This is a genomic window from Candidatus Thermokryptus mobilis, assembly GCF_900070205.1.
GTDB classification, from domain to species: domain Bacteria; phylum Bacteroidota; class Ignavibacteria; order Kryptoniales; family Kryptoniaceae; genus Kryptonium; species Kryptonium mobile.
Map to the genome: position 1 here is coordinate 125,495 of NZ_FAOO01000004.1, position 25,741 is coordinate 151,235.

Sequence of the window (25,741 nt, forward strand, 5' to 3'; positions counted from 1 at the left end):
GTGGCGTTTTTAATTAAAATAAATCGCGTTAAAATTTTTTATGTTGCTTCTTTATTTTATACTCGCTCTTATAGTTTTTGTCCTTGTGATGAATTTTAGTGTTGTGTTAAGAGCTAGGTTCAAAAAGGGTAAATCTGTAAGAGATATAGGTGGGGAAATTGGTGAGGCGATAAAAAGAGGTGAAAAGGTTATGCTTTACTTTTATAGCCCAACTTGTTCTGCCTGCAGGGTTCAAACACCGATAATTGATAGCTTGATCAATCTGTCCAATGGGAGGACAAGGATATTTAAAGTTGATGTTAGTAGTGATCCGAATACGGCGCTTAAGTTCGGTGTTATGGGGACACCCTCAATTGTCATAGTTGAGAACGGTAAAATAAAGGAGTTTTTTGTCGGTGTTAAGTCGGAAAATATATTAAGGAGGTATATATGAACTACGGGATTTCAAAAGTCGTCAATTTATCCTATGAGGAAGCTATAGACAAGGTGACAGAGGAATTGAGAAAGGAAGGTTTTGGCGTTTTGACTACGATTGATGTCAAGGAAACATTAAAGAAAAAGCTTGGCGTTGATTTTGACAAATATATAATTCTGGGCGCTTGTAATCCTCCGTTCGCTTATAAAGCGCTACAGGCAGAGTATGACCTTGGTTTGTTGCTCCCTTGTAATGTGGTGGTTTATGAGAGAGATGGGAAAGTCTTTGTTTCAGCTTTTGATCCGATGACGATGACGCAAATAATAGATAATCCCGCATTGAAAGAGATCGCTCAAGAGGTTCGTAAGAAGCTTGAAAAGGTAATTCAAAATGTTTGAAAACAAAACTTTAAAGGTTATGGTGAAGAAGGAACAAAAAAAGAGAGCAAATTATCTGCCGATCATTGGTTTTTTGCTTTTAATACTTGCCGTTGGTTATTTCGGGTATATGACAAAAAAAGCTGAAAATTCAAGTGGTGATGAAAGTTATACGGCTATTTCAAAAGCATTTGCGGGTGTTCCATCAGATATAAGACCCGCACCTGATTTTGAACTTCCAGATGTCAATGGAAAGAAGGTCAAACTTTCTGATTTTAAGGGGAAAATTATAATTCTTGATTTTTGGGCGACTTGGTGTCCGCCTTGTAGAGCTGAGATACCCGGTTTTATTGAACTTTACAAAAAATATAAAGACAAAGGCGTTGAAATAATTGGCATATCGCTTGATGAGGGTGGGGTTAGGGATGTTGTGCCCTTTATGAAGGAGTTCGGGATAAATTATCATATCTTGATAGGGAATTATAAAGTCACGCAAGATTACGGCGGGATAAGAGGGATACCAACGACATTTGTAATTGATAGAAAAGGGAATATCAGAGCAAAATATGTTGGCTATCGTCCGAAAGAGGTTTTTGAAAGAGATATAATTATGCTTTTGAATGAAAAATGAAGTGGTAAAAAAATCAGTCGTTTTAAATTTTAACGAAGTGAAGTTTGAAGTCAAGAAATGTCCTGTTTGTGGGGAGGAAATGCTTCACCTAAGGAGATGCTGTGGAGATAATGAGGTATGGAGATGTGAGAGTTGCAATTATGTTGAAAGGGAAGTTGATGAAAAAATTTGGTATTATTACATTTGGGCAAAATAAAAAAGTTGAGATATGTTTGCAGGTGTAATTGGTGCAGTTGTTGGTGGTGTTTTTGGTTTCTTCATCGGTAGATATTTCTCAAAAATAGGGGGAATGTGCCCTCTTCTTTGTAACCCGAAGATAAGCACGATTTATTTTGCTTTGGTTGGATTTCTTTTATCTTATGGAAAATTTTAAAACAAAACCGGAGTCAAAATGGCAAAGGTTGAAGTTAAATTCGTTGATGGTATGACCTTCATTGGAAGGGGTGAGTCAAATCATTGGGTTGTGATGGATGGAGCTGAAAGCGTTGGTGGAAATAATGCAGGGACAAGACCAATGGAACTTGTCTTGGTGGCTCTTGGCGGTTGCACAGGTATGGATGTGGTGAGCATATTGAGAAAGAAAAGGGTTAAGTTTGACAAGTTTGAGATGAGAATCACCGGCGAAAGAGCTGAAGAACATCCGAGAGTATATACGAAAGTCAATGTTGAATATCTGATTTACGGTAAAGATGTAAGGGAAAAGGATGTTGAACAGGCAATAGAGTTATCGCAGGCTAAATATTGTTCTGTTTCTGCTATTTTGAGAAAGTCGGGCGCTGAGGTTACCTATAGTTATAAAATAATTCAACCAGAAAATGAGGTGGTTAAAAATGAATAAGGGCATAGTCGCAATCTTATTCATTTTTCTTTTACAGAGTCAAGGGGATCAAAAAGTGCAGAAGGCGATTGACCTTGCAAGGAAAGTTTCTGATAATGTTGTTGATTCGGTGAAAGCGACATTGTTTAAAGAACTTGGTAAAGGCGGTTATCTTAACGCTATTTCTGCATGCTCAAACCTTGCGCAAGATATAATCAAGGCGCACCAGAGCAAATATGGGATTTATGTCCGAAGGGTGAGCGAAAAATATAGAAACAAGCTTGATAAGCCGGATGATTATGAACTTGTCATCTTAAGAAAGCTTGATGAACTTAACAAAACGGGAGATTTACCTCAGGAATATTATGAAGTAGTCAATGAGAAAGATGGAAGATATTTGCGATATTTTAAACCGCTTATCGTTCAGCCGATGTGTTTAAATTGTCACGGGACTGACGAGTTTTTGAATAAGAGCATAAAGGATTTTTTGAAGGAGAAATATCCTGAAGATAAAGCTGTTGGATATAAGGCGGGTGATTTTAGAGGTGCTGTGAGCGTTAAAATCAAATTAAGTGACTAAACCATGCACAAGTTTCATCATGAAAACGCTCACCGACTTCACAGCGAGGAGAGGATGAAAATTCTTCCACCGGAGGAAGTTTTGAAATCGTGCGGTCTTTCAGAAGGTATGACGATGGTTGACCTTGGTTGCGGAAGCGGTTATTTCACGATCCCGGCTTCAAGAATTGTTGGGGAAAAAGGGAAAATTTACGCTATTGATATTCAGGAGGAGATGCTTGACAAGTTGAAGGAAAATGGATTACCTTCAAATGTGATACCGCTTCTTGCAAGAAGCGATTATGATTTTCCACTTGATGAGGGTATTAGCGATTTTACTTTTATTGCCTTCGTAACGCACGAAAACGAAGATCTTGAAAAATTTTTTAATGAGATCAAAAGAATAACGAAAGATGATGGCAGGGTGGTTATTCTTGAGTGGAAAAAGCAATATGAGGAATCGGGTCCGCCATATGAGGAGAGGATAGGGATGGATGAAATTTTAGATAAGTTAGAGGGATTTGGATTTAAAGTTATTGAATTTGGGGAATTGAACCAGTCACATTATAAAGTTATTTGCACCAAAAGATGAAAAAGCGTTTGGGGTTTTATACTTTATTTTATTTGCTTCTTTTTTATTTGGTTGGATGCAGTGCATTGTCACCTGATAGTTCAAGTGCATCCTTTGTAGATATAAGTCCAATTGAGGCAAAGAGGAAAATTGAAATGAAGAGGGATGTGTTGATACTTGATGTGAGGACGCAGGAAGAATTTTCACAGGGACATATAGAAGGGGCGATAAATATCCCTGTTCAGGAGATTGAGAAGATGATTGGAGAGTTGAGAAAATATAAAAAATATGAGATTATAGTTTATTGTAGGAGTGGGAATAGAAGCAGAAGGGCGAGTGAAATTCTTGTTAGATATGGATTTAAAAATGTTTATAACCTCAAAGGTGGATTTATTGAATGGAGCAAAACAATAATGGAGGGTGAGGATGAAAAAGATCACAAAAGATATAACAATTGAGGACCTTGTGACTGAATTTCCTGAATCAGTTGGTTTTCTTATGAAAAAGGGGATTAAATGTATTGTTTGTGGCGAGCCGATATGGGGGACGCTTGAGCAAGCGATAAAGGAAAAGGGCAAAGAGGACGAGATGGAAGAGATCATTGACGAATTAAATGAGGTTCTTGGATTGAAAGAAAAAGGGGAAGAGTCAAGTGAAAAGATTTAAAATGTTAATTTTTCTCGTTGTTGGAGCTTTGGCTGGTTACTTTTATTATCTTTTTATCGGGTGTAAATACGGGACATGTCCTATCACGAATAATCCGTATACCTCAACTTTTTATGGTTTGTTGTTGGGACTTGGATTTTATTGGGCATTTTTTACTGATGAAAAGAAAAAGGAATAGTGGATGGCTGTTGCACTTCAAATAAGTTTGTATCCTTTAAGACAGATGGACATAGTAGAACCAATTAATACTGTGATTGAAATTTTTAAAAGGCATGGTCTTGAAACGCAAGTTGGTTCAATGAGCACACTTGTATATGGGGAAGAAGAGAAAGTTTTTGAGGCTCTAAGCGAGGCATACAAAAAAGCAACGGAATTTGGCGAGGTTGTGCTTGTTGCGACCTTTTCAAATGCATGCCCGATGCCCCTGCGCTTTGATATAAGATGATTACTTCTCCCTGAATGATTGAAGGAGCTGTTGCATAATCTGGTCGGACATTGACAGCCCTTGGATATTTAAAACGACAAGCGTCATTGCATCGCTAATGTTTATCGTTTCATTTTGAATGTCGGAGTATAAATTGTCAATTCTGCCAACGATATCACCAACTGTCGTTGAGCCGATGTTTGTGTATGAAGTCCACTTTTTCATAACTGCGTTTGCAATGTCTCCATTTATAACATTGTTCTTTTCAAGATTTGATAAAGCATCTGCAAGGACATCATCTCCCCAGGTCACACCATTCCAAAACCCTGCAACAAAGTAAATCTTCGCATTCTGGTCAAGTTTCTTCCACCATTTACCATCCCTTTGAGGTTGGGCATTTGAGAAAACGGGGAGTAAGAAAAAAATCGTTAGAACCGCTATGGAAAGCTTACGCATGATAAATCTCCAAAAATTAGTTTTACGTATAATTTGCGTTAATCCCCCAGTGGATATATAAAAATGGGGTGATAAACGCTACTCCAAACTAAGCTTTTTACCGATCAAAAGCAAATTAAACCTACCATATAGCTATTCCGTCGGGTTCCTTTCCGGTTTTTATGGTTTTTATAATTTTCCCGTTTTCAATGTCAATTATACTTATTATATCGGCGTTTGAGTTAGCTACATAAACCAGATTTTTATCGGCGAATGCGATTCCAATTGGCACTGGGCTATCACCGAATGTTGAGCCGAACAACCGCCCGGAAGTTTCAATATCGGACTTTTCTGCAGTTTTAATCCGTTTTATGAGAGTTTTACTTTTTGCGTCAATGATTGCGATTTCCCCAGCCCTTGCACAGGATACAACGGCAAATTTTCCATCGCTTGAAATTTTAACCCTGATTGGGAAGCCATCAACTTTTATTTTCTTTTTAACTTTAAAATTTTTTGCATCAACGACAGCAACACTGTCCTCAGCCCTGTTCGTGACCCAAATTTCATTGCCATCTGGTGTTATGTCAATCCCTTCGCTCCCCTTTCCAGTGGGTATGTTTGTTAAAAGTTTTGAATCTTTTAAGTCAATTACACTTACGCTCCCGGATGCGATGTTCGCAACGAAACATTTTTTCACATCTTTTGAAAGCACAAGCATATGCGAGATATCTTGTTCGGTTTGAATTGATTTTAGGGTCTCGCCGGTTTTTACATCAACGATGACTATTGATTTGTTCGCTTCAGCTGTTATGATTACTTTATCGTTGTCAATCCAAGCGACGCCATGCGGTCTGCGGTAGTTTTCAAGGTTTATCGTTTTTTCAACTGTTAATCTCTCAAGGTTAATTAATGTAAGTGTGTTTCCGGGGTTTTCCCGTGTTCCATAGTTTGTTATAATGGCAAATTTTTTATCGGGTGAGATGGCAACCTCGTGGGGGGCTTCACCAGTTGGAATCTTTGCAAGGAGTTTATCAGAGCGAAGATCAAAAATCATTGCGTTATTTTCTGACTTGTTCAGAACGATCAGATTTTGAGCAAAAATAGATGTGGTAAAGATTAACATTAAAATTATGGTCATGGCTTTACATGATTTTTATTTTTGTTGTGCAAGTTTTTTTAACTTTTCCAAATTTAAAATTTTTATCTTCCTTCCCTTTACTTCAATCAGACCATCGTCTTGGAGCTTTCTTAAAGCCCTTGACAATGTTTCAATCACAGTCCCAAGGTAAGAGGCAAGGGTCGTTCTTGAGATATTTAAAATTATTTCGTCTTTATTTTTGTCTTGGCATTGCTTTGCGTATTCATCTACAAGGTATGTTGCGAGTCGCTGTGGGACATCTTTTGATGTCAAGGTTTCAATCTGTTGTGTCAATTGTTTCAATCTTTTTGCGAAACCCTGAAGAATTTTAAGAGAGATTTTGGGATTTTTGATAAAAAGGTTTAAAAATTTTTCCTTAGGTATGAAGAGAAGTAATGTCTCCTCAATGGCTTCACAATTTGAATCGTATGTTTTTCCATCAAACAAGGGAATTTCAGCTACGAGGTTAAACGGTTCAACGATTTGCAAAGTTATATCTCTACCATCTGGGGTAAGTTTAAAAATTCTCACCGCACCTTTCAATATGATATAAAATCCAAGGTATGGGGCACCTTCTAAAAAAATCGTCTCCTTTTTTGAAAATCTTTTCAATTGCGATATTTGGACGAATTTGCGGAGCTCTTCTGTTGTTAATTCCGAGAAAAGAGGTATTTGTCTTATAGTATCTTGGTCTGGTTGCATTTTAAGTTTCTACTTTATTTCAATAAGAGCAAGGATATACGCCCCTGCGCCGAAACCAACCATCGGATATTGCCCTTGATAATCGGAATTTAATTCATCATAAAGTTCGGCTATTAAATTGAAGTTCAAATTTGATTGTTCGGTTATCCATTTCAAAATTTTCTGTGCTTCTTTTTTAAGTCCAACTTTGTTCATCGCGACCGTAACCCTTAGATCAATGAACACCCACTCCTGTCTATCGTACCAATCGCCGTTGTTAACTCTGAAGAAACCGAAACGATTTTTTATTTTCAAATTTTTCTTTATCGCTTCAATTGTATTTATAGCAATTTTATCGTTTGGCGGGATGATCCCGAAGTTTATAGCTTCCACAACGCTTGCGTCAAAGTATTCGTGGTCGGTTTCTGATCTTGCTTCAAGCGTTCCTTTTATGACATAGTTTTCATCAACGAAGTGTTTCAAGAATGCGGAGAGCATTGAATCGGCAAAAGAGTTATAGAACTTTTCTGCGGTTTTGTCCTTCAAAATCCCAGCAAGTTTTGCAATGGATTTTAAGCCCTTTATTCCAGCTATCGTCGTGTATGCATAATGTTTCCCGGGTAGATGTCTTTCCCAAGGTCCCGATTCAGCTCTTATCACACCGAGTTCATCTCTTGAAGCTATGATTACATCTGCGATTTTCGTCGTCAATGTATCCCAGTAGGTTACTGCAAAGTCAACATCTCCTGATTTCTCAACATAATTTGCGAAAGCTTGAAGGAAGAGTCCAAATCCATCAAGTTCAATGTTTGGTCCATCTTCGTTATGGTCTGATTCTTCAACCCCATCGCCGTAGTATTTGCAAACAGTTATCTTGTAATCTCTTTTAACGCCATAATCTTTGCCATCTTTATGTATAAACTTTTTATAAAAGCCCGTTTTTGCCTTGAGCATGAATTCAAGTGCTGATTTAGCTTCATTAAAATAACCAAGTTCAATTAATGCATTAATTGCATAAAATCCATCTCTTACCCAAGTATAAGTCCACTCACCGGGGGGAAGTGAAGCAAGAATTTGACCATATGGGTTTCCAATCTCACGGCATTGAGCCATTTTCAAAATCGCGATTGATTGATTGAAAAGTTCTTTTTCTTTCTTCGTTAATTTAAAGGGATGCTCTCGTTTAAATTTCTCCCAAAATTTTATCTCATCGTTTAAAATGTTCTCGTTTTCCATCAACTTGCGGAATTCCTCATTTTGCCCATCAATTGGTGTGGAAATAAATACGCGCTTTTCAATCTCCCCACCGCTTCCATCGCTTCTCTTGACGGATTTCGTCCGTATGGCTCTTTTGAGTTTCATCTGTTGAAAGTCAATGACATTGCTTATCTGGTCTTCCGATGAAATCGGTCCGTAGAGTGTATTGGCTCTGAAATAGATTTTGCTTTGTTTGTATTTTTTATTCACCCTACAAATTGCAACCATGACAGGGGCGTTAGCTTGATATGTCATAAAGTAGAAAACTTGAACGCCGAGTTTTTTATAACTTGCTGAAATTATCCCCGTTCCGTTTATGTAGCCGATTTCATCTTCAGGAATTTCGGACAAATCATATTTTTGACCGTTAAGTTCAACTATGAAGTTTGCATCGTAAATTAAATTCTGCGTTGTTTTTTTATCAGATGTTATTTTGTAGATGTGCTCGTAAAATGCAACGAGTTGATGTTTTTCAGCACTGTAAATTATAGCACCAAAGCCATTGCTTGAGACGAGCGAGTTTATTGAGCGATGTGGTTTGATGTTTTCCTTCATGACGAGTTTAAAATCTTTCTTCAAAATTATTCCAATTGGTCCTTTGTGAATCCCACCGTCAAATCCAAAATCGCAGACTCTAACCGCGAGGACATTATTTTTTGTTTTTAGCAAGCCCTTCGGAATTTCATATGCTCTTAAAGTTGTCCATTCGGTTTTTCTCTCGGGTGGGAATTTACCCGTCTCACCAATTTTAACACCATTTAAATATGTTTCATCTGCATCGTCTATTTTGCCAAGCAGGAGTATTAACTCTTGTGTCATTAAGTTAGAAGGGACATCAAAATGTAATCTATACCAAACAAAGCCATCATAATTTTCAAATCCCTGGCTTTCAAAAGTTGCTGGAACTTTTAACTTCGTCCATTTTGAATCGTCAATCTCTGGAGATGCCCATTTCAAGTCGTCCCCAGTTTTAAAGAGCCATTCACCAGCAAGGTTTATCTGTAGTTTTAAGTTCTGAGTGAACGAAGTTGTAAATGCCAGAAAAAGCAACAGAAAAAGTTTTCTCATTGTGTTTTCAGTTTTTCTTTTATTCTGACATATTTGCTCTTGTAGAATGAATTTGAGTGAAACACAAGGTTTTCCGCAAAGTGCGAGAACCAAAAGTCGCGATTATGTTCCCCAGGATAAATTTTAAAAGTGTGTGGAATTCCTTTGCTTTTTAGTATCTCGTGCATTTTTATGTTTGCATCCTTAAGCCAATCTTTATCTCCAACATAGAAAAATATGTTCAAGCTGTCAAAATGTTCTTTCGCTAATCCCTGTGCTATCGTTGTCGGTTGTATTGATTTCCAGTAAAGCGAGTCACCGCCGTGGATATCTTTTCTTTCTTTGACTCTTTCAAAGGGAACTTCCAGTGCGCCCATCATGCTTCCTATGCTGATGAATTTATCAAAGTATTTGAAGCCAAGTGACATTGCACCGAATCCGCCCATTGACACACCATCTATCCCGCGTGTCTCACGATGCGGAATTGTCCTAAATGTTGCATCAACATAATTTATCAAATCATCTGTGATGTATTGTTCATACATTTTTTTCCTGTCGTATGTGTTTGCATAGAATGAAGTGTCACCGTCAGGCATTATTATGATCATCTCAACGATTTTCCCAATTTTTATCAAGCTATCAACGACTGTGTTTATATTGTCGTATTTCCAGGACTCATCACTTCCGCCATAGCCATGGAGGAGATAAAGTGTCGGGTATCTTTTGCTGATGTCAATGTCATAGCTTGGGGGCAGATAGACGAAAAATGTTCTTTCTTCCTTTAACCAATCGGAATAAAATTTCGCCCTGAAAAATCTACTTCTATTTCCAATTTCAAGGAGCGAACCATTTTCATATTTGAAATACTTTATTTGTTCATCGCTGAATTTTAAGTTTCCGGTAGCATCTTTTATCAAACGAACATAATCAGCTACAAGAACACTGTCATTTTCAGGCGAGTGATAAACCTTGAAATCAACATAGTCAATTGAGTATCTGTTTTGTGTTAAAAAGTCGCTGATCTGTCCGAGGTCTCTTTTCCAAAGCGTGTATGTCTTTTCATTTTCTCTGTACTTCGGACTTAGGAAAGCAAGGTATGATGTCAAGCGTCCCGTTGTCAAAAGTGAATCCATTATTTTAACCGTGAGGAATACGGAGTTAAATTCTTTCTCGGAAGCCAATCTTTTCGTTTCATTTTTAAACTTCCAAAGTTCATCTCTTGAAATTATCATAACCGGACCGTCGTAGATTCCACCACTGAGACCCTTGTCCTCAACTCTGACTGCAATCACATTATCGGAGTCATATTTTATCAAGTCGTTCGGGATAAAATAAATTCTCTCCTGTGTCCATCCGTTTGTCAACCCAATGAGTTCCCCATTGAAATAGACCCTGTCGTTATCGTCTATTTTCCCAAGGTAGAGGTAAATTTTTTTCGTTTTGAAATACCCGGGGATTTGGATGTGTTTTCTATACCAAGCGATGCCATCAAAGTTATAACCTTGTTTCTCCCATTGAGATGGGACTTTGATTTCAACCCAGCCGAATTCGTCAAGTTTGAACTCGCTGTATTTTTCATCATCACCTATTCTAAATAACCATTTCCCAGAAAGGTCAATTGTTTCCGATTTTTCCAAGCCGTTTAATTTTTGGTTTTGATAAGTGCTACAACCAACAAGTAAAACTGCAAAGAGCAACACCGCATAAATTTTCATCTCAAATGCCGATTTGTTTTATTTTTTTGATTACTTCTTTGATTAAAAGCGAGAATTCGTTTTTGACCTTGCTTGCTACAGCTGTGACTTCCTCGTGAGAGAGTTTGTTTTTGCTTATGCCAGCTGCATAGTTTGTGATGCAGGATATTCCAAGGACTCTCATCCCAAGGAAATTTGCGGTTATGACTTCGGGGACGGTTGACATGCCAACAGCGTCGCAACCGATTTTTCTTAACATTTCAACTTCGGCTGGTGTTTCATAATTTGGACCTCTGACTCCGCAGTAAATCCCCTCGCGAATTGATATCCCAAGTTCAATCCCAGTTTCAATTGCGATTTTTTTCAATCTATCGTCGTATGCCGGGTGATTCATCCTTTTTAAATTTTGTGGAAAGATTAGGAGTGGATTTAGGAACATAAAGTTTATGTGATCAGCTATGACCATAAGGTCGCCGGGTTTAAAGTTCTTGTTCAATCCGCCGGCTGCGTTTGTCACAATTAGAATTTTCACGCCAAGTTCATTTGCGACGAGCACAGGGTAGATTACATTTTCTATCTCACCGGACTCGTAAAAGTGAATCCTCCCTTGAAACCCCAAAACACGAACATCGTTCAATTCCCCGAAGACGAGATTTCCAGCATGACCTTCAACAGTTGGTTGGGGGTAGTTTGGGATTTTTTCGGTTTTGATTTTTGTCTTATTTTTAAATTCTTCCGCAAGTTCACCAAGCCCTGAACCAAGGATTATCGCTATTTCCGGATTAAAATCGCCGATCAGATTCCTTATGTAGGAAATGCTTTCTTCAACTTTTGCTTTCATTTTTAAACTTTTCAAATCTTTTTTGAAAGATGTAGAGCGCTATTAACCCAAGACCAACGGCGAACCAAAGCGTCGCAAATCTTATTATGATGGTTATGGCTACGGCTGTTTCTTTTTGAACTTTATTTATGATGAGTAATCCCGTCATGCTACCCTCCGTAAGTCCAAGACCACCAGGGAGCATTGATACAGCGCCAGCGATTGTTGAAAACGAATAAATGAATGTGGCAAGATTTAGCGAAAAAGCGCCAAGATATGCCTTTACCGTTAGGTAAAATCCGACACACTCAGAAAACCATGACAGTGTTGAAATAAGAACGGTTGGGATCAAAGTTTTAATTTTTAGAAGTTCAGCTATGCTGTCGTAAGCTGTGTTAATTTTTTGGGAGAGATTGTCACTGGTTAGTTTTTTTGTCCAATTCAAAATAAAGTTGAAAAATTCCCTCTTACTTACAGCGAGTGTCCCGGCGATTAGTGTAATTCCGACACCGGCGATTACCCCCTTGCCGTAGTTGAAGTAAAAAGCGCCAAAGAGCGCAAGTAGAAGAAGCGCTAAAAAGTCAGTTAATCTTTCAGCTATTACGATCGGGGCAGAGCGTGATATTTGAACATTATCCGTCAACTTCAACAAGTATGATTTTAACGCTTCCCCAATTTTTCCCGGGGTAACGGACATAGTTAAACCGCTTATGAAGACAATTAAACTTTTGAAGGTTGAAATTTTTATTCCGAGTTTCTTCAGATAAAATTCCCATCTAGCAAAGCGGATTAAATAATTCAGAATTGAAAGCAATAAAATTGGAGCGATGAGGAGCCAATTGAAGCTTTTAATTGCGTTGATTAATTCAGCGACATTGGCATAGAAAGATAAGATGGCAAGTATCAGTATGCCGACGAAGATTGATGCAAGTATTTTTTTGTGGAGGTTTTCAATCATCGGAGAGAAATTCTTTCATTCTAAGGTAAAACTTCGTCAGTGGGAAACCCACGACATTGTAGAAGCACCCGTTTATTTTCTCAACGAAGACAGCACCGTAATCATCTTGAATGCCATATGCCCCAGCTTTGTCAAGCGGTGAGCCAGTTGCAACATATTCATCTATCTCCTCATCGCTTAATTCTCTAAACTTGACATCCGTGACTTCAAAATCGGAGATAAATCTTCCAGTTTTGGTGTCAAGTATTGTGAAGCCAGTATATACCTGATGTGTTTTTCCTGAAAGTTTTCTTAACATTTGTTTTGCTTCGTTTGGGTCTTTCGGTTTATTTATTATTTCGCCTTCAAGGACAACTATCGTGTCAGCTGATATTATAATTGCGTCATCGTATTTTTTTGCGACCTCCGTTGCTTTTTTCTTTGAAAGGTTTAGGACATGGTCTGCGGGAGAAATTGATTGAATTGAGTCCTCGTCAATACCGCTTGGGTGAACTGTGAATTTGAGCCCGATCTGTTTTAAAAGCACTTGTCTTCTTGGTGAAGCGGATGCAAGAACTATCGGTTTATTTATTTTAAGCATTTTTCAAATTCGTTTATTAACAAAAAATCCCGACACGAGGTCGGGATTAAATTAAGAAATGAAAATTTTAAATTCAAAAGAATCGGGGGAAAATTATCTGAACATCGCCTTGATGCTTCCCCAGGTCCTTTTGACGCTTGAGACCTTGTGAAGCACCGTTATCGGACCGACATAAAAAGAACCGTTGTTCGTTACGACTTGGAGTCGGTAAAAGTAGATGTTATCTGTCTGTTTAAAGGCGGATGCGTCAATATATTCGTAGATTGAGTTGCTACCCTTTGGTGAAATTTCAGCAAGTTTTGCGAATTCACTTGATTGATTTACGCCTCTTTCAAGGACGAATTTTTGAACCCCTGTCTCATCGGATGTTTTCCAACGAATTATGACATTATCATTTTGGCTTTGTGCTGTGAAATATTCAACTACAGTTCCAGCTATTGAAATAGCGAAGGTAAGTGCGAGAATTAAAAAAAGTGCTTTCTTCATCGTGTTTAACCTTTTTATTTTCAGTTCAAAGTTAATACAATTTTAGGTAAAAGTCAAGAATTTGGGAAGTGGCGCAGAGCACACTTGACATAGTGATTTTTTTGAGTTATATTTAAATCGTAAAATACAGGTTGAGAGACGAATGAAGGTAATTGTTAACGATTTAAGTTTTGATGTTGATTTACAGAAAAAGGAACACGGGAAGTTTGAGGCGGAAATAGGGGGGGAAAAGTTTAAGGTTGAAATTTTAAACCTCTCAAAAAATGAGATAACCCTTTCAATAGATGGCAAAGTATTTAATTTCAGTTTTAGTTTTAATGGGGAAACGATCAATTTGGTTGATTCAATTTCCGATTATGAGTGTAGGGTCTTGAACAAATTTCAGGAGTTAATAGATTCCTACCGAAGCACCTACCTTGATAAAGAGAAAAGTGAGAAAATCTTAAAATCACCTATGCCTGGGCTTATAACCAAGATTCTTGTCAAGCCCGGGATGAAAATTAAAATTGGGGACAAGCTCTTAATTCTTGAAGCCATGAAGATGGAAAACGAGATCAGGAGCGATGTTGAAGGGACGATTGAAGCAATACTTGTCAATGAGGGTGATGCGGTTGAAAAGGGAGCAGAACTGTTGAAAATTTCTTCAAACTAAACAAAAAGTGGAGGAAATATGCGCTTTATTTTAACCCTTGCAGTTTTATTTTTAGTTTCAACGACTTCGTTATTTTCCAGTGGCTTTCAAATCAATGAACACGGCGCAAGAGCCACTGGTATGGCTGGGGCATTTGTCACATCATATGCTCCAATAAGTATCTTTTACAATCCAGCTGGTTTAGCTTATTTGAAAGGAACGAATCTCTCGCTTGGGACAACGCTTATCTTCCCTTCAGCCAGATTTCGCGGTCCTTATCAACTTAACACGACACAGGAACACAAGATGGTTAAGCAGGTTTTTTATCCGAGTAATCTTTATTTAACACACACTATGGAAAGTGGGCTTGCCTTCGGAATCGGTGTTTTTAACCCCTATGGGCTTGGTTCAAAATGGCCCGAGGACTGGGTCGGGCGTGCGATAACGGTTCAATCAGACCTTAAAACATTTTACATCAATCCAACCATTGCTTACACCTTTGCAGATGAGCTTTCTCTCGGTTTTGGGTTTGATTATGTTTATTCAACTGTTACTTTGACAAGAAAAATCACAAGTTTTAATCCCGAGGTGGATGTTAAGTTAGAAGGGAGTGGATCTGGCGTTGGTTATAATGTTGGCGCTTTGTTAAAGTTTGGCCTCGTATCACTTGGTTTTTCGTATCGTTCCCAAGTTAAAGTTAATTATTCAGGGACGGCTGAGTTTAAAAAGCCAGCTGTTCTTGACCCATTGCTTCCGGGCGGGAATATAAAGACAAGCGTTAAAATGCCAGATATAATCATGGCTGGCGTTGGATTTTCAGGGGAGGATTTAACGGTTGAATTTGGCTATCAATTTACAAGGTGGTCATCTTATGATGTGGTTGAAATTGATTTTGAAAATGAGACGGCAGCTCAAAGGGACCAGACACTTGAGAGATATTATCGCGATGTATCAATTTACAAGGCGGGGCTTGAGTATCGTTTTGGAAACTTTGCGTTAAGAGGTGGTATCGCTTATGATCAAAATCCAATTGATGACAAATATGTTGAGCCATCGCTCCCGGATTCCGACCGATGGGAGTTTACAGTTGGGGCTGGATATACGATGGGCAACTTAACAATTGATCTTGCTTATATGTTTGTTAGATTTAAACAGAGGGAGGTTATCGGCACCGTTGTCGGATTTGATGGTGTTTACAATGCAAGTGCTCACCTCTTTGGGATAAACATCTCGTATAAACTTTTTTAATTCAAAACTAAACCGGGTTTTGTGCCATGAGGAAGAAAATTCAAATTCTCAATTTTTTACCAGTTCTTTTTGTTTTTCTACTTGCTTTTGTTTTTTATGCGTGTGAAGAATTTTCGGAGGTTGGGAATCCGCCATCGCTTGGGAAAGTTGATTTTTCAAGGGTCGTTGCGATTGGGAATTCGTTGACAGCTGGTTTTCAGGATGGTGCATTGTTTGAAGGTGCTCAACAGTATTCATATGCAAATTTGATAGTTCAGCAGATCAATTCAATTGGTGGGAATGTAAATTTCGTTCAACCATTGATAAGCGAACCAGGAATAGGGACGAGGTTATATTTGAGGTCGCTTTCACCACTTACACTTCAACAGCAAACGGTGACGGGTGCTCCGAAAAACTTAACTCATCCTGCACCATTTAACAATCTTGCCGTTCCTGGCGCGATATTATATGATGTTTTTGACACGACCGATTTTGCAGCGAAATCATCTGCCCGTCAGAATCCATTTTTCCAGATTGTTTTAAGAAGCAAAGCGTTTGGTCCGACGATGTTTCATCAGGCGAAGGCATTAAATCCGACTTTTGTCATCTTTTGGATGGGAAACAATGATGTCTTAGGTTATGCTGCAAGTGGTGGAACAAGAGGAACTGATCCAACTGGAAAATTACCTACGCCGGATGTCATCTTTCAACTTCTTTTCCGACAGGCTATTGATTCACTCCTTAAGATTAACACTACTGTTAAAGTAGCTGTTGCCAATATCCCCGATGTCACTGTGATACCTTTCTTTACGACAATACCTTGGTTTATTGTTGATCCTACAACTGGCAGTCCAGTTCTTGATCAACAGGGCAGACCAATTCCGCTCATTGGAATAAAGGGAGGACAGCCAGCGCAACTTGGTCCAGGTGACCTTGTTTTGCTTACAGCGAGCTCATTGATAGCAACTGGTTACGGATTGCCGAATGTTCCACCATTTAATCAATTGCCCAATGCTGGGAAACCACTTCCTGATGAATATGTTCTTGACGCAAGTGAAGTTGCAATTGCAAGAGCTGCGATTCAAAAGTTTAATTTGATAATTGATACTGTCGTAACAAACCCGACCCGTGCGGGTAGAGTTGTCAGGGTTGATATTTATTCAAAGTTAAAAGATGTCAAAGAGCATGGGCTTGAAATCGCTGGGTTTAAATTTACGACCGATTATATAACTGGTGGGCTTTTCAGTTTGGATGGGGTTCATCCTTCATCACGGGGACACGGTATAGTTGCGAATGAATTTATAAAGGCGATAAATACAAAGTTTGGCACAAATATACCTTATGTTGATGTTATGTCTTTGCCTGGGATTCAGTTGCCAACAACCGCAGTTGCTCAAGGGAAATATCAAATTCCAAAAGTTCCAGCTGAGGCGCTTAAAAGGGTGGTTGATTTGATGGTTGGTAGATGATTTTTCTTTAGGATTAGAGGGGCGACATTTAGTCGCCCCTTTTTATTTTAAAGGGAACAACTCTACTTTCGTTATCGTCATTTTAGATGAAAAACAAAAAACAAAATTAGGTTAAACTATGCGCAGATATTTACCCACCTTGATTATTTCCATTATCGTATTCACCTCTTTAATTTTTGCTCAAGATGAAGCTCGTCTTTTCAGATTTCCTGCGATTTATGATTCACAGATTGTTTTCACTTATGCGGGCGATCTTTACATTGTTTCTGCAAATGGTGGGATTGCTCGGAAGTTGACAAGTCATAAGGGTTATGAAATGTTTGCTCGTTTTTCTCCTGATGGTAAATATATCGCTTTTACAGCTCAATATGATGGAAATACGGAAGTTTATGTGATGCCATCTGAAGGTGGTGTTCCTCGCAGATTGACCTACACCGCAACGCTTGAGCGCGATGATGTTTCAGATAGGATGGGTCCAAATAACATCGTGATGGGTTGGACTCCAGATGGTAAGTATGTCATTTTCCGCTCAAGGATGAAAAGTTGGAATGCTTTTCAGGGGAAATTATATAAAGTTTCACTTGATGGAGATATCCCAGAGGAGTTACCATTGCCGAGAGGTGGTTTCTGCTCTTTCTCACCAGATGGAAAGAAGCTTGCTTACAACAGGGTCTTTCGCGAGTTTAGAACTTGGAAAAGATACAGAGGTGGGATGGCTGATGATATTTGGATTTATGACTTTGAGACGAAAAAGACGGAAAATATAACAAATAACCCCGCATCAGATATTATTCCGATGTGGTATGGCGATAAAATTTATTTCATCTCGGACAGGGATGAGAATAAAAGAATGAATCTTTATGTCTATGACTTGAAAACGAAACAGACGAGGAAGCTGACGAATTTCAAGGACTATGACATTAAGTTTCCGTCAATTGGGAAAAATGCGATCGTCTTTGAATATGCCGGGTATATTTACAAGTTTGATCTTAAGACGGAAAAGGTTGAGAAAGTTCCAATCATAATTGCAGATGACATGTTGAATGGTCGTGGTGGAATAATAAAGGTTAGCGATTTTATAACCGATTATGATATTTCACCTGATGGAAAAAGGGCTTTGTTTGTTGCTCGTGGTGATATCTTTACAGTTCCAGCTAAAGAGGGACAGACGAGAAATTTGACTGCGACATCTGGGGTTCACGAGCGTGATGCGGTTTGGTCTCCAGATGGTAGATATATCGCTTATATTTCAGATGCGACTGGGGAAGATGAAATTTACATCATCCCTCAGGATGGCAGTGGGAAGCCAATTCAAATAACATCTGGGGAAGATACTTATAAATATCAACCTGTTTGGTCACCAGACGGGAAGAAAATAATGTGGTCGGATAGAAAATTGAGATTACGCTATGTTGATATTCAAACCAAAAAAATAAAGGATGTCGCGCAGTCAAAAGTTTGGGAGATAAGACAATATGCGTGGTCACCTGACGGGAAATGGATTGCTTATGTTAAGCCGGAAGAGGAAGGACTTTCAAAAATTTACCTTTATTCACTTGAAAAAGATGAATCATATGAAGTCACGGATGGATGGTATGCATCTTACAGTCCGATTTTCAGCTCTGACGGGAAGTATTTAATTTTTGTCTCGGATAGGGATTTTAATCCGATTTACGGCAGAACCGAGTTCAATCATGTTTATCAAGATATGGCAAGGGTTTATCTTGTTTTGCTTTCAAAGAGCGTTGAGTCGCCGTTTAAGCCAACAAGCGATGAAGTTAAAGTAAGCGAAGGGAAACAGGAACAGCAAAAAGAAGAAGCAAAGAAAGGTCCTGTCAGTGTAGTGATTGACCTTGATGGGATAAAAGAAAGAATAGTTGGTTTGCCGATAACACCATCAAATTATACGCGTCTTGGTTATGTTCAGGACAAAGTTTACTACATAAGGAGAGGGTTGAAGGATAATAAACCGACGCTTTTTATGTATGATTTGAAGGAGAAAAAGGAGACGGAGATTGGTCAATTTGATAATTTTGTTATTTCGTTTGATGGGAAGAAGATGCTTGTTGTCAGGGAAAAGGCATACGCAATTGTTGATTTGCCGAAGGCGAAGCTTGAGTTGAAAGACCAGCTTGACCTTTCTGGACTTGAAGTTAATCTTGACAGGCGGGCGGAGTGGAAACAAATTTTTGATGAATGTTGGAGACAGATGCGTGAATTTTTCTATGATCCGAACCTCCATGGTGTTGATTGGGAGGCAGTCAAAAAGAAGTATGAGGTTTTGTTACCTTATGTCAATCATCGTGCGGATTTGACTTATATAATTGGTGAGATGATCGGAGAGTTAAACGCTGGTCACACTTATGTTGGCGGGGGCGACCTCCCGAAAATAGATAAGACGCGGGTCGGTTTGCTTGGCGCTGACCTTGAAAGGGACAAGTCATCGGGTTATTACAGGATAAAGAAAATTTTGAAGGGTCAAAATTGGGATAAAAATCTAAGGTCACCTTTGACAGAACCCGGAGTTAATGTGAAAGAAGGTTATTACATACTCGCTGTAAATGGTAAGTCGGTTAAGGAGATGAAAAATATCTACGAGTCGCTTGTAAATACGGTTGGGAAGCAGGTGAAGCTTCGTGTTAATTCTCAGCCAAAGGAGGAAGGAAGCTGGGAGGTTACAGTTGTTCCGATAGGTGATGAGACACGGCTTTACTATTACAATTGGGTTCAAAGCAATATAGAGAAAGTTAATAAAGCAACGGATGGGAAGGTTGGATATATTCATATCCCTGATATGGGAGTTATGGGGTTAAACGAGTTCGTTAAGCATTTTTATCCTCAACTTAACAAGAAGGCACTGATCATTGATGTTAGAGGCAATGGTGGCGGGAATGTCTCACCGATGATAATTGAGCGTTTACGCAGGGAGATTGCTATGGTAAGCATTTCAAGATATACGATACCGACTCCAAACCCGAGGGATATGCATTATGGTCCGAAGATTTGTATAATTGATGAATTTTCCGCTTCGGATGGTGATATATTCCCGTATAGGTTCAAGAAGTATGGGCTTGGAAAGCTTGTTGGTAAGAGAACTTGGGGAGGTGTGATAGGCATCAGGGGGACATTGCCCCTTGTTGATGGTGGATATTTGAATAAGCCTGAGTTTGCAGTCTATGGCGCTGAGGGGGAGGGATGGATAATTGAAGGTTACGGGGTTGAGCCGGATGTTTATGTTGACAATGACCCGGCAAAGGAATATGCCGGTATTGATGAACAGCTTAACAAGGCGATTGAATTGATACTTGAGGAGTTGAAGATGAAGGAGAAGAAGCTTCCACCTGTGCCACCTTATCCGAAGAAGTAATGTTGAAGGGGCGAGCTTTGGCTCGCCTTTTTTATTTTTGATGGCAAATTTTTATTTTTATCTTGAAGAAAGTAGCTGATTAAAAATTTCATTCCGTAAAGATATGTCCGTCAATGTTAAAGGTGAAACAGGGTTAATTTTAATTGATGGTGCAATTGGTGAAGGTGGAGGGCAAGTTTTGAGAACTTCGCTTGCGCTTTCCATTTTGCTCTTGAAACCATTTGAGATGATAAACATCCGAGCCAATAGACCAAACCCCGGGATTCAACCGCAACATTTAAAGGCGATTGAGTCATCTGCTGTTATTTCTGACGCTGTCGTTGAAGGTGCTTACTTGAAGTCAAATCGCATCAGATTTTATCCATCGCGTATAAAGTTTGGAAATTTCAGATTTGATATCGGAACAGCTGGCTCAACATCTCTTGTTTTGCAAACGCTTTATCTTCCTTTGTCTTTTTCCAATGGAACTTCAACACTTGTGATAATTGGTGGAACGCATGTGGCTTGGAGTCCGACATTTGACTATATCAAAAATTGTTGGATCTATTTTATGGAAAGGATCGGATTGAAGATAAAAGTAGAGATGAAAAGAGCCGGCTTTTATCCACACGGTGGGGGTGAGATAAAAGCAGTGATAAGTCCAACACAGGGAGTAAAACCAATTAAACTCATTGAGCGAGGGAAACTTTCAAAGATTCAAATTTATTCGGCGCATACAAATCTAACGGATGAGGTTGCGCAAAGGCAGGCTAAAGCTGCTGAAAAAGTTTTAAAAGGATATAGTGAAGTTGAAGTCATAGTTGATGAACTCAAGTCACACTCAAAAAATACTACAATAGCGATAACGGGGATTTTTGAAAATACGGTTTGTTGTTATACGAACCTCGGTGAGAGAGGCAAAAGAGCTGAAATTGTTGCAGAGGAGGCGTGCGAAAAGTTTATTAGGTTTATCTCCTCTGGCGCCGTCGTTGATGAACATATGGCTGACCAGATTTTGCTTCCACTTTCAATTGCTGATGGTGTTTCAGAGTTCACGACACCAAGGATTACAAATCATCTTCTCACAAACATTGAGACGATAAAAAAGTTCCTTGAGGTTGATTTTGAAATAGAAGAACTTGGAAATTCGTTCAAAGTGAAAATAAAACCTGGTGAATTTAAGCATGAGGGTTAGGATACTTGATTTGAAAAATGAGATTGAAGTCGCAGAGGAGATTTTAAGGTTCGGAGAAATTGATAGAAATTTTTCTTCGGAAGTTGTGCTTGAGAAGTTGTTGGATGTAAGTTTTAAAATTGAAGGCGTAAGCGATGAGATTTCAAGTTTTGTTTCAAGTGAAGTTGCAAGGCGTTTAAATGTGGATGTTTTTGTGTCAACGGCAAGGGAAAACGGAAAAAGGGATTTGATAGCGTCAATGAAGCGGGAAAATTTGAGATACTTTTTGAATATTTTGAGCAATTTTTCCGATGAAGGGAAAGAGCTTGCGGGGAAATTGTCCCGGGCGATTGATGGATTTTCCGGGGATGATTTGATTTATAAGTTCGGTGATGTTGAGTTTGATTTTTCAAAGAGGACTTATGTGATGGGGATTTTGAATGTGACGCCTGATTCATTTTCGGATGGCGGGAGGTATTTCACGCTTGATTTGGCGCTTGAACACGCTTTGAAGATGATTGAAGAGGGCGCAGATATAATTGATGTGGGTGGCGAATCAACTCGTCCGGGCTCAGACCCAGTTCCAATTGAAGAGGAATTAAGAAGGGTTATACCTGTTATAAAGGAACTTGCGAAGCGGACAAAAGTTCCGATTTCAATTGATACTTATAAGTCGGAAGTTGCAAGGCAAGCGCTTGACAATGGTGCTATGATTGTAAATGATATAAGTGGGTTAAGATTTGATGAGAAGATGGTTGAAGTTGTTGCGGAATATAAAGCGAGCGTTGTTTTGATGCATATAAAGGGGACGCCGAAGACAATGCAACAAAACCCCGAGTATAAAGATGTGATATCCGAGATTTATTCCTACCTTTCTGAAAGAGTTGATTTAGCCGTTAGCGTTGGGATAAAACAAATAATCGTTGACCCTGGGATTGGTTTTGGGAAGAGGTTGAGTGATAATCTTGAGATAATAAGACGTCTTCGTGAGTTTAAGTCGCTTGGCTATCCAATTTTGATAGGCGTATCAAGGAAGTCATTCATTGGCAATGTTTTAAATTTGCCCGTTGATCAACGACTTGAAGGGACAGCTGGGGCGGTTGCGATTTCTGTTTGGAATGGTGCGAATATAGTTAGAGTTCACGATGTCAAGGAGATGGTTCGTGTCGTTAGGATAGTTGATGCGATAAAGAAAACAGCATTAAAGCAAGAGCAATGATTGAGCTTGTGAAAATAGGTTTTTTGCGTTTGACATTGATTGATGTCATTGACATTATGATTGTGGGACTTTTGATCCGTCAGCTTTATATTTGGATGAAGGGAACGATAGCAGCACAGATTTTCATAGGGCTTTTGTTTTTAGTGTTTCTTTCGTTTCTTTCCGAGTTAATAAATTTGAAGGTTTTGAATTGGCTTTTAAGGTTTATAGGTGATGTTTGGGTTCTTGCTTTTATAATTTTGTTTCAGCCCGAGTTAAGACGACTTTTGATGCTTGTTGCTAATAATCCATTGTTTCGCCTTATTTTTAAGCCGAGCGTTACAGCTGTGGTTGATGAAATAGTTGAAGCCGTTGCTGAGATGTCGCAAAAGCAAATCGGGGCTTTGATTGTGATACCGAGGCAAACTGGGATAAAGTCAATAGTTGAGACGGGGGTTCCGATTCAGGCGAAGGTGACAAAGGAACTTCTTTTAACGATTTTTTTCCCGAGGTCTCCTCTTCACGATGGCGCCGTTGTAATCTCAGGGGATAGGGTTGAAGCTGCAGCTTGTACATTGCCTTTGAGCGCACAATCAAAGATTGGTAATTTTTTGCTCGGGACAAGGCACAGAGCTGCACTTGGGCTCAGTGAGATTTCAGACGCAATTGTCGTTATAGTAAGTGAAGAAACAGGGACTATATCCCTTGCCGAGGGTGGCAAATTGACACGTGGTCTTTCACCTGAAGGTTTGAAGAAGAAGTTACTTGCGGAGTTACAAGCAACGGACAAATCGCCGAAAGAAATTTTTGAAGAGGTCTCACAAGGTGAATAATATCTGCGCCATAATACCAGCATATAATTCCGAAAAAACAATCGGAACATTGCTTGAGAAAGTTTTGAAATTTGTCAATGATGTCGTTGTGATTGATGATGGTTCCGTTGATAGAACTGTTGATATCGCTTCCGAATTCGGTGTTTATGTCATCAGGCACGAAAGAAACTTTGGGAAGGGAAGGGCATTGAAAACGGGGTTTGAATTTGCAAAGTTAAAAAATTATGATGCTGTGCTCACGCTTGATTCAGATTTGCAACACAATCCTGAGGAAATACCGAAGTTTTTTAAAAAGTACGCAGATGGGTTTGACATCGTCATCGGGAACAGGATGAAAAATTTGAAGGGGATGCCGATTGAGAGAATTTTTTCAAATAAGACGACATCGCTTTTGATTTCGCTTAGAACAGGAGTAAAAGTTCCTGATAGTCAGTGTGGTTTTAGGTTGATCGGGATTGAAGTTATAAAAAATGTTGATGCGAAAAGCGATGGGTTTGCTTTTGAGAGTGAATTCTTGATAAAGGCGTTGCTTTGTGGTTTCAATGTTGGTTTTGTTGATATTGAGACGATTTACAACGGGGAGAGAAGTTATATAAAACATGTGAGGGATACTTTCAAGTTCGTTTCAATTTATCTTCAAAGTTTTTTTTGGGAAAATAAACGAGGTAAAGTTTAGAGTTGGGAAAGTTTGAAGATGAGCGTAAAGCAATGGTTGAGTTACTTAGGAAGCGTGGCATAAAGGATGAAAATGTTTTGAGGGCGATGGAAAAAATACCGAGGCATCTTTTTGTTCCTGAGGCGTTGATTAATTACGCTTATGAAGATTCGGCTTTGCCGATAGGGTGTTCGCAGACGATATCACAGCCGTATACGGTTGCTTTTATGACAGAAGCATTGAAAGTTAAGCCGGGTGATAAGATACTTGAGGTGGGAACAGGTTCAGGGTATCAAGCAGCGATACTTGCGGAGATGGGAGCTCAGGTTTTCACGATTGAGAGATTTGAGGAACTTTTAAAAACGGCACTTGAAAAGCTTTCAAAACTTGGGTATAATGTCATAGGAATGGTTGGGGATGGTTCAATTGGTTGGAGCGAGTTTGCCCCTTATGATGGTATAATTGTCACTGCTGCAGCTCCGAGGATACCCCAATCGCTTGTCAAACAACTTAAAATTGGTGGACGACTTGTAATACCCATTGGCGATCTTGATATTCAGGAGCTTTACATAATTAAAAAAGTAAGCGAGACCAAGCTTGATATAAAAAAGAAGTTCGGTTTCAAATTTGTCCCTCTTATCGGAAAGGAAGGTTGGGGAGAGGATAGTTTCAGGAACAACGGAAGGTGAAATTTATTATGAAAAAAAAGGTCCTTGCTATTGTTGGTCCAACTGCATCGGGGAAGACAAAATTATCAATTATAGTTGCTGAGAAAATCGGTGGTGAAATAATTTCAGCTGATTCAAGGCAAGTTTACAGATATATGGACATTGGGACAGCAAAGCCATCAAAGGAAGAAAGAGAGAGGGTGAAACATTATTTTATTGACGAGCTGAATCCAGACGAGGAATTTAACGCAGGTGTTTTTGGAGAGAGGGGACGTGAGATAATTGAAGATATATTCTCAAGAGGTAAAGTTCCAATCATAGTTGGTGGTTCAGGTCTTTATGTTAAGTCGCTTATAGATGGTTTCTTTGAGGGTCCGGCTGGGGATTGGGAATTGAGGGAAACACTTTACAGAAAAGCTAAACAACTTGGTAAAGAAGCGGTTTACGAGGAGTTGAAAAGGGTTGACCCGGCATCGGCTGAAAAAATTCATCCGAACAATCTCAAAAGGGTTATAAGGGCGCTTGAGGTTTATTATTTGACTGGCAAGCCGATTTCACAACTTCAAGTTGAAATGAAACCAGAGATAAACTTTGAGACCGTTCAGGTTGGGCTTAATTGGGATAGGAAAAAACTTTATAGGAGAATTGAAAAAAGAGTTGATGAAATGATAGAACGGGGTTTGATTGATGAGGTTAGGAAATTGAGGGAGCTCGGTTATGATAAGAATCTTAACTCACTTCAAACGGTTGGGTATAAAGAGGTCTTTGATTATCTTGATGGGCTTATCTCTTATGATGAAATGGTTTACTTGATAAAGAGAAATTCAAGAAGGTATGCCAAAAGGCAGTTGACTTGGTTTAGGCAGGATAGGAGAATAATTTGGGTTGATGTTGATGATGGAACTGATTTTAACGAACTTGCTGATAAGGTGATAGAGATTTACAGTAGGGGGAATTAAATTTTTGCTTGTTTTGGTCTTTTGTT

Annotated in this window: 31 protein-coding genes; 22 read left to right on the forward strand and 9 right to left on the reverse strand. The window is 39.0% G+C overall.

What is annotated here, in order from left to right:
* The first annotated feature begins 40 nt into the window (after positions 1 to 40).
* From FKZ43_RS03780 to FKZ43_RS03835, 12 genes are read left to right on the forward strand one after another with little or no spacing between them, the layout of a single operon-like run.
* Positions 41 to 433 (forward strand): thioredoxin family protein, encoded by a 393-nt coding sequence (locus tag FKZ43_RS03780; RefSeq protein ID WP_140944549.1) that lies wholly within the window; start codon positions 41 to 43, stop codon positions 431 to 433.
* Positions 430 to 813: a DUF302 domain-containing protein gene (locus FKZ43_RS03785; protein ID WP_140944550.1), complete on the forward strand. Its 384-nt coding sequence runs from the start codon at positions 430 to 432 to the stop codon at positions 811 to 813. Before FKZ43_RS03780 ends, FKZ43_RS03785 begins: the two co-directional genes overlap by 4 nt.
* Positions 806 to 1,423 (forward strand): TlpA disulfide reductase family protein, encoded by a 618-nt coding sequence (locus FKZ43_RS03790; RefSeq protein ID WP_140944551.1) that lies wholly within the window; start codon positions 806 to 808, stop codon positions 1,421 to 1,423. Before FKZ43_RS03785 ends, FKZ43_RS03790 begins: the two co-directional genes overlap by 8 nt.
* Positions 1,413 to 1,619, forward strand: coding sequence for a hypothetical protein (locus FKZ43_RS03795; RefSeq protein WP_140944552.1), 207 nt, complete (start codon positions 1,413 to 1,415; stop codon positions 1,617 to 1,619). The genes FKZ43_RS03790 and FKZ43_RS03795 overlap by 11 nt, the downstream gene beginning before the upstream one ends.
* A 12-nt stretch (positions 1,620 to 1,631) precedes the next feature.
* Positions 1,632 to 1,796, forward strand: coding sequence for a YtxH domain-containing protein (locus FKZ43_RS03800; RefSeq protein WP_140944553.1), 165 nt, complete (start codon positions 1,632 to 1,634; stop codon positions 1,794 to 1,796).
* Positions 1,797 to 1,814: 18 nt separating this feature from the next.
* Positions 1,815 to 2,261 (forward strand): OsmC family protein, encoded by a 447-nt coding sequence (locus tag FKZ43_RS03805; RefSeq protein ID WP_140944554.1) that lies wholly within the window; start codon positions 1,815 to 1,817, stop codon positions 2,259 to 2,261.
* Positions 2,254 to 2,820 carry a Tll0287-like domain-containing protein gene (locus FKZ43_RS03810; protein WP_181180243.1) on the forward strand — a complete coding sequence of 189 codons (567 nt, stop codon included), beginning with the start codon at positions 2,254 to 2,256 and terminating at the stop codon, positions 2,818 to 2,820. The genes FKZ43_RS03805 and FKZ43_RS03810 overlap by 8 nt, the downstream gene beginning before the upstream one ends.
* A gap of 3 nt (positions 2,821 to 2,823) precedes the next feature.
* Positions 2,824 to 3,390 carry a class I SAM-dependent methyltransferase gene (locus FKZ43_RS03815; protein ID WP_140944556.1) on the forward strand — a complete coding sequence of 189 codons (567 nt, stop codon included), beginning with the start codon at positions 2,824 to 2,826 and terminating at the stop codon, positions 3,388 to 3,390.
* A complete protein-coding gene (locus FKZ43_RS03820) occupies positions 3,387 to 3,827 on the forward strand; it encodes a rhodanese-like domain-containing protein (RefSeq protein WP_140944557.1) in 441 nt (146 codons plus the stop codon). The genes FKZ43_RS03815 and FKZ43_RS03820 overlap by 4 nt, the downstream gene beginning before the upstream one ends.
* Positions 3,796 to 4,035 (forward strand): DUF1858 domain-containing protein, encoded by a 240-nt coding sequence (locus FKZ43_RS03825; RefSeq protein WP_140944558.1) that lies wholly within the window; start codon positions 3,796 to 3,798, stop codon positions 4,033 to 4,035. Before FKZ43_RS03820 ends, FKZ43_RS03825 begins: the two co-directional genes overlap by 32 nt.
* Positions 4,022 to 4,213, forward strand: coding sequence for a hypothetical protein (locus tag FKZ43_RS03830; RefSeq protein ID WP_235894677.1), 192 nt, complete (start codon positions 4,022 to 4,024; stop codon positions 4,211 to 4,213). Before FKZ43_RS03825 ends, FKZ43_RS03830 begins: the two co-directional genes overlap by 14 nt.
* Before the next feature lie 3 nt (positions 4,214 to 4,216).
* Positions 4,217 to 4,480 carry a YkoF family thiamine/hydroxymethylpyrimidine-binding protein gene (locus FKZ43_RS03835; protein ID WP_140944559.1) on the forward strand — a complete coding sequence of 88 codons (264 nt, stop codon included), beginning with the start codon at positions 4,217 to 4,219 and terminating at the stop codon, positions 4,478 to 4,480.
* Here FKZ43_RS03835 and FKZ43_RS03840 read toward each other — a convergent pair whose 3' ends face one another.
* The 9 genes from FKZ43_RS03840 to FKZ43_RS03880 all read right to left on the reverse strand — a co-directional run bounded on the left by FKZ43_RS03840 (position 4,481) and on the right by FKZ43_RS03880 (position 13,555).
* On the reverse strand, positions 4,481 to 4,915 hold the full coding sequence (locus FKZ43_RS03840; RefSeq protein ID WP_140944560.1) for a hypothetical protein: 435 nt from the start codon (positions 4,913 to 4,915) through the stop codon (positions 4,481 to 4,483).
* 121 nt (positions 4,916 to 5,036) lie between these two features.
* On the reverse strand, positions 5,037 to 6,032 hold the full coding sequence (locus FKZ43_RS03845; protein ID WP_140944615.1) for a YncE family protein: 996 nt from the start codon (positions 6,030 to 6,032) through the stop codon (positions 5,037 to 5,039).
* A gap of 15 nt (positions 6,033 to 6,047) precedes the next feature.
* Positions 6,048 to 6,734 carry a Crp/Fnr family transcriptional regulator gene (locus tag FKZ43_RS03850; protein ID WP_140944561.1) on the reverse strand — a complete coding sequence of 229 codons (687 nt, stop codon included), beginning with the start codon at positions 6,732 to 6,734 and terminating at the stop codon, positions 6,048 to 6,050.
* Between the two features lie 9 nt (positions 6,735 to 6,743).
* Positions 6,744 to 9,038, reverse strand: a complete 2,295-nt coding sequence (locus tag FKZ43_RS03855; protein ID WP_140944562.1) for a glycoside hydrolase family 15 protein — start codon at positions 9,036 to 9,038, stop codon at positions 6,744 to 6,746.
* Entirely contained in the window at positions 9,035 to 10,732 is a 1,698-nt protein-coding gene (locus FKZ43_RS03860) for an alpha/beta hydrolase (RefSeq protein ID WP_140944563.1), read from the reverse strand. The genes FKZ43_RS03855 and FKZ43_RS03860 overlap by 4 nt, the downstream gene beginning before the upstream one ends.
* Position 10,733: 1 nt before the next feature.
* Positions 10,734 to 11,552 carry a purine-nucleoside phosphorylase gene (locus FKZ43_RS03865; protein WP_140944564.1) on the reverse strand — a complete coding sequence of 273 codons (819 nt, stop codon included), beginning with the start codon at positions 11,550 to 11,552 and terminating at the stop codon, positions 10,734 to 10,736.
* Positions 11,536 to 12,489 carry a lysylphosphatidylglycerol synthase transmembrane domain-containing protein gene (locus FKZ43_RS03870; RefSeq protein WP_140944565.1) on the reverse strand — a complete coding sequence of 318 codons (954 nt, stop codon included), beginning with the start codon at positions 12,487 to 12,489 and terminating at the stop codon, positions 11,536 to 11,538. Before FKZ43_RS03870 ends, FKZ43_RS03865 begins: the two co-directional genes overlap by 17 nt.
* Positions 12,482 to 13,069, reverse strand: coding sequence for a Maf family protein (locus FKZ43_RS03875; protein WP_140944566.1), 588 nt, complete (start codon positions 13,067 to 13,069; stop codon positions 12,482 to 12,484). The genes FKZ43_RS03870 and FKZ43_RS03875 overlap by 8 nt, the downstream gene beginning before the upstream one ends.
* A gap of 93 nt (positions 13,070 to 13,162) precedes the next feature.
* Positions 13,163 to 13,555, reverse strand: coding sequence for a hypothetical protein (locus tag FKZ43_RS03880; RefSeq protein ID WP_140944567.1), 393 nt, complete (start codon positions 13,553 to 13,555; stop codon positions 13,163 to 13,165).
* Between the two features lie 142 nt (positions 13,556 to 13,697).
* On the opposite strand from FKZ43_RS03880, the gene FKZ43_RS03885 reads away from it, so the two are divergent.
* The 10 genes from FKZ43_RS03885 to miaA all read left to right on the forward strand — a co-directional run bounded on the left by FKZ43_RS03885 (position 13,698) and on the right by miaA (position 25,715).
* The gene (locus tag FKZ43_RS03885; protein WP_140944568.1) at positions 13,698 to 14,207 is read left to right on the forward strand and encodes an acyl-CoA carboxylase biotin carboxyl carrier protein subunit; all 510 of its coding nucleotides are present in this window, start codon (positions 13,698 to 13,700) and stop codon (positions 14,205 to 14,207) included.
* 18 nt (positions 14,208 to 14,225) lie between these two features.
* Positions 14,226 to 15,434, forward strand: a complete 1,209-nt coding sequence (locus FKZ43_RS03890; RefSeq protein WP_140944569.1) for an OmpP1/FadL family transporter — start codon at positions 14,226 to 14,228, stop codon at positions 15,432 to 15,434.
* 26 nt (positions 15,435 to 15,460) lie between these two features.
* Positions 15,461 to 16,882 carry an SGNH/GDSL hydrolase family protein gene (locus tag FKZ43_RS03895; RefSeq protein WP_140944570.1) on the forward strand — a complete coding sequence of 474 codons (1,422 nt, stop codon included), beginning with the start codon at positions 15,461 to 15,463 and terminating at the stop codon, positions 16,880 to 16,882.
* A gap of 118 nt (positions 16,883 to 17,000) precedes the next feature.
* The gene (locus FKZ43_RS03900) at positions 17,001 to 20,249 is read left to right on the forward strand and encodes a S41 family peptidase (RefSeq protein ID WP_140944571.1); all 3,249 of its coding nucleotides are present in this window, start codon (positions 17,001 to 17,003) and stop codon (positions 20,247 to 20,249) included.
* Between the two features lie 103 nt (positions 20,250 to 20,352).
* Positions 20,353 to 21,423 carry an RNA 3'-terminal phosphate cyclase gene (rtcA, locus tag FKZ43_RS03905; protein WP_140944572.1) on the forward strand — a complete coding sequence of 357 codons (1,071 nt, stop codon included), beginning with the start codon at positions 20,353 to 20,355 and terminating at the stop codon, positions 21,421 to 21,423.
* A complete protein-coding gene (gene folP / locus FKZ43_RS03910; protein WP_235894678.1) occupies positions 21,413 to 22,621 on the forward strand; it encodes a dihydropteroate synthase in 1,209 nt (402 codons plus the stop codon). The genes rtcA and folP overlap by 11 nt, the downstream gene beginning before the upstream one ends.
* Complete coding sequence (gene cdaA, locus FKZ43_RS03915; RefSeq protein ID WP_140944573.1) at positions 22,618 to 23,433, forward strand: diadenylate cyclase CdaA; 816 nt, start codon at positions 22,618 to 22,620, stop codon at positions 23,431 to 23,433. Before folP ends, cdaA begins: the two co-directional genes overlap by 4 nt.
* Positions 23,426 to 24,109 carry a glycosyltransferase family 2 protein gene (locus FKZ43_RS03920; RefSeq protein ID WP_181180244.1) on the forward strand — a complete coding sequence of 228 codons (684 nt, stop codon included), beginning with the start codon at positions 23,426 to 23,428 and terminating at the stop codon, positions 24,107 to 24,109. Before cdaA ends, FKZ43_RS03920 begins: the two co-directional genes overlap by 8 nt.
* Positions 24,110 to 24,111: 2 nt before the next feature.
* Entirely contained in the window at positions 24,112 to 24,777 is a 666-nt protein-coding gene (locus FKZ43_RS03925) for a protein-L-isoaspartate(D-aspartate) O-methyltransferase (protein WP_140944575.1), read from the forward strand.
* Between the two features lie 8 nt (positions 24,778 to 24,785).
* Positions 24,786 to 25,715 carry a tRNA (adenosine(37)-N6)-dimethylallyltransferase MiaA gene (gene miaA / locus FKZ43_RS03930; RefSeq protein ID WP_140944576.1) on the forward strand — a complete coding sequence of 310 codons (930 nt, stop codon included), beginning with the start codon at positions 24,786 to 24,788 and terminating at the stop codon, positions 25,713 to 25,715.
* Positions 25,716 to 25,741 lie beyond the last annotated feature (26 nt).

Excerpts from the sequence above, each read along its gene's own strand:
- FKZ43_RS03780 (WP_140944549.1), top strand. The coding sequence starts at position 41 with ATGTTGCTTCTTTATTTTATACTCGCTCTTATAGTTTTTGTCCTTGTG.
- FKZ43_RS03785 (WP_140944550.1), top strand. The coding sequence starts at position 430 with ATGAACTACGGGATTTCAAAAGTCGTCAATTTATCCTATGAGGAAGCT.
- FKZ43_RS03790 (WP_140944551.1), top strand. The coding sequence starts at position 806 with ATGTTTGAAAACAAAACTTTAAAGGTTATGGTGAAGAAGGAACAAAAA.
- FKZ43_RS03795 (WP_140944552.1), top strand. The coding sequence starts at position 1,413 with ATGAAAAATGAAGTGGTAAAAAAATCAGTCGTTTTAAATTTTAACGAA.
- FKZ43_RS03800 (WP_140944553.1), top strand. The coding sequence starts at position 1,632 with ATGTTTGCAGGTGTAATTGGTGCAGTTGTTGGTGGTGTTTTTGGTTTC.
- FKZ43_RS03805 (WP_140944554.1), top strand. The coding sequence starts at position 1,815 with ATGGCAAAGGTTGAAGTTAAATTCGTTGATGGTATGACCTTCATTGGA.
- FKZ43_RS03810 (WP_181180243.1), top strand. The coding sequence starts at position 2,254 with ATGAATAAGGGCATAGTCGCAATCTTATTCATTTTTCTTTTACAGAGT.
- FKZ43_RS03815 (WP_140944556.1), top strand. The coding sequence starts at position 2,824 with ATGCACAAGTTTCATCATGAAAACGCTCACCGACTTCACAGCGAGGAG.
- FKZ43_RS03820 (WP_140944557.1), top strand. The coding sequence starts at position 3,387 with ATGAAAAAGCGTTTGGGGTTTTATACTTTATTTTATTTGCTTCTTTTT.
- FKZ43_RS03825 (WP_140944558.1), top strand. The coding sequence starts at position 3,796 with ATGAAAAAGATCACAAAAGATATAACAATTGAGGACCTTGTGACTGAA.
- FKZ43_RS03835 (WP_140944559.1), top strand. The coding sequence starts at position 4,217 with ATGGCTGTTGCACTTCAAATAAGTTTGTATCCTTTAAGACAGATGGAC.
- FKZ43_RS03840 (WP_140944560.1), bottom strand. The coding sequence starts at position 4,915 with ATGCGTAAGCTTTCCATAGCGGTTCTAACGATTTTTTTCTTACTCCCC.
- FKZ43_RS03845 (WP_140944615.1), bottom strand. The coding sequence starts at position 6,032 with ATGACCATAATTTTAATGTTAATCTTTACCACATCTATTTTTGCTCAA.
- FKZ43_RS03850 (WP_140944561.1), bottom strand. The coding sequence starts at position 6,734 with ATGCAACCAGACCAAGATACTATAAGACAAATACCTCTTTTCTCGGAA.
- FKZ43_RS03855 (WP_140944562.1), bottom strand. The coding sequence starts at position 9,038 with ATGAGAAAACTTTTTCTGTTGCTTTTTCTGGCATTTACAACTTCGTTC.
- FKZ43_RS03860 (WP_140944563.1), bottom strand. The coding sequence starts at position 10,732 with ATGAAAATTTATGCGGTGTTGCTCTTTGCAGTTTTACTTGTTGGTTGT.
- FKZ43_RS03865 (WP_140944564.1), bottom strand. The coding sequence starts at position 11,552 with ATGAAAGCAAAAGTTGAAGAAAGCATTTCCTACATAAGGAATCTGATC.
- FKZ43_RS03870 (WP_140944565.1), bottom strand. The coding sequence starts at position 12,489 with ATGATTGAAAACCTCCACAAAAAAATACTTGCATCAATCTTCGTCGGC.
- FKZ43_RS03875 (WP_140944566.1), bottom strand. The coding sequence starts at position 13,069 with ATGCTTAAAATAAATAAACCGATAGTTCTTGCATCCGCTTCACCAAGA.
- FKZ43_RS03880 (WP_140944567.1), bottom strand. The coding sequence starts at position 13,555 with ATGAAGAAAGCACTTTTTTTAATTCTCGCACTTACCTTCGCTATTTCA.
- FKZ43_RS03885 (WP_140944568.1), top strand. The coding sequence starts at position 13,698 with ATGAAGGTAATTGTTAACGATTTAAGTTTTGATGTTGATTTACAGAAA.
- FKZ43_RS03890 (WP_140944569.1), top strand. The coding sequence starts at position 14,226 with ATGCGCTTTATTTTAACCCTTGCAGTTTTATTTTTAGTTTCAACGACT.
- FKZ43_RS03895 (WP_140944570.1), top strand. The coding sequence starts at position 15,461 with ATGAGGAAGAAAATTCAAATTCTCAATTTTTTACCAGTTCTTTTTGTT.
- FKZ43_RS03900 (WP_140944571.1), top strand. The coding sequence starts at position 17,001 with ATGCGCAGATATTTACCCACCTTGATTATTTCCATTATCGTATTCACC.
- rtcA (WP_140944572.1), top strand. The coding sequence starts at position 20,353 with ATGTCCGTCAATGTTAAAGGTGAAACAGGGTTAATTTTAATTGATGGT.
- folP (WP_235894678.1), top strand. The coding sequence starts at position 21,413 with ATGAGGGTTAGGATACTTGATTTGAAAAATGAGATTGAAGTCGCAGAG.
- cdaA (WP_140944573.1), top strand. The coding sequence starts at position 22,618 with ATGATTGAGCTTGTGAAAATAGGTTTTTTGCGTTTGACATTGATTGAT.
- miaA (WP_140944576.1), top strand. The coding sequence starts at position 24,786 with ATGAAAAAAAAGGTCCTTGCTATTGTTGGTCCAACTGCATCGGGGAAG.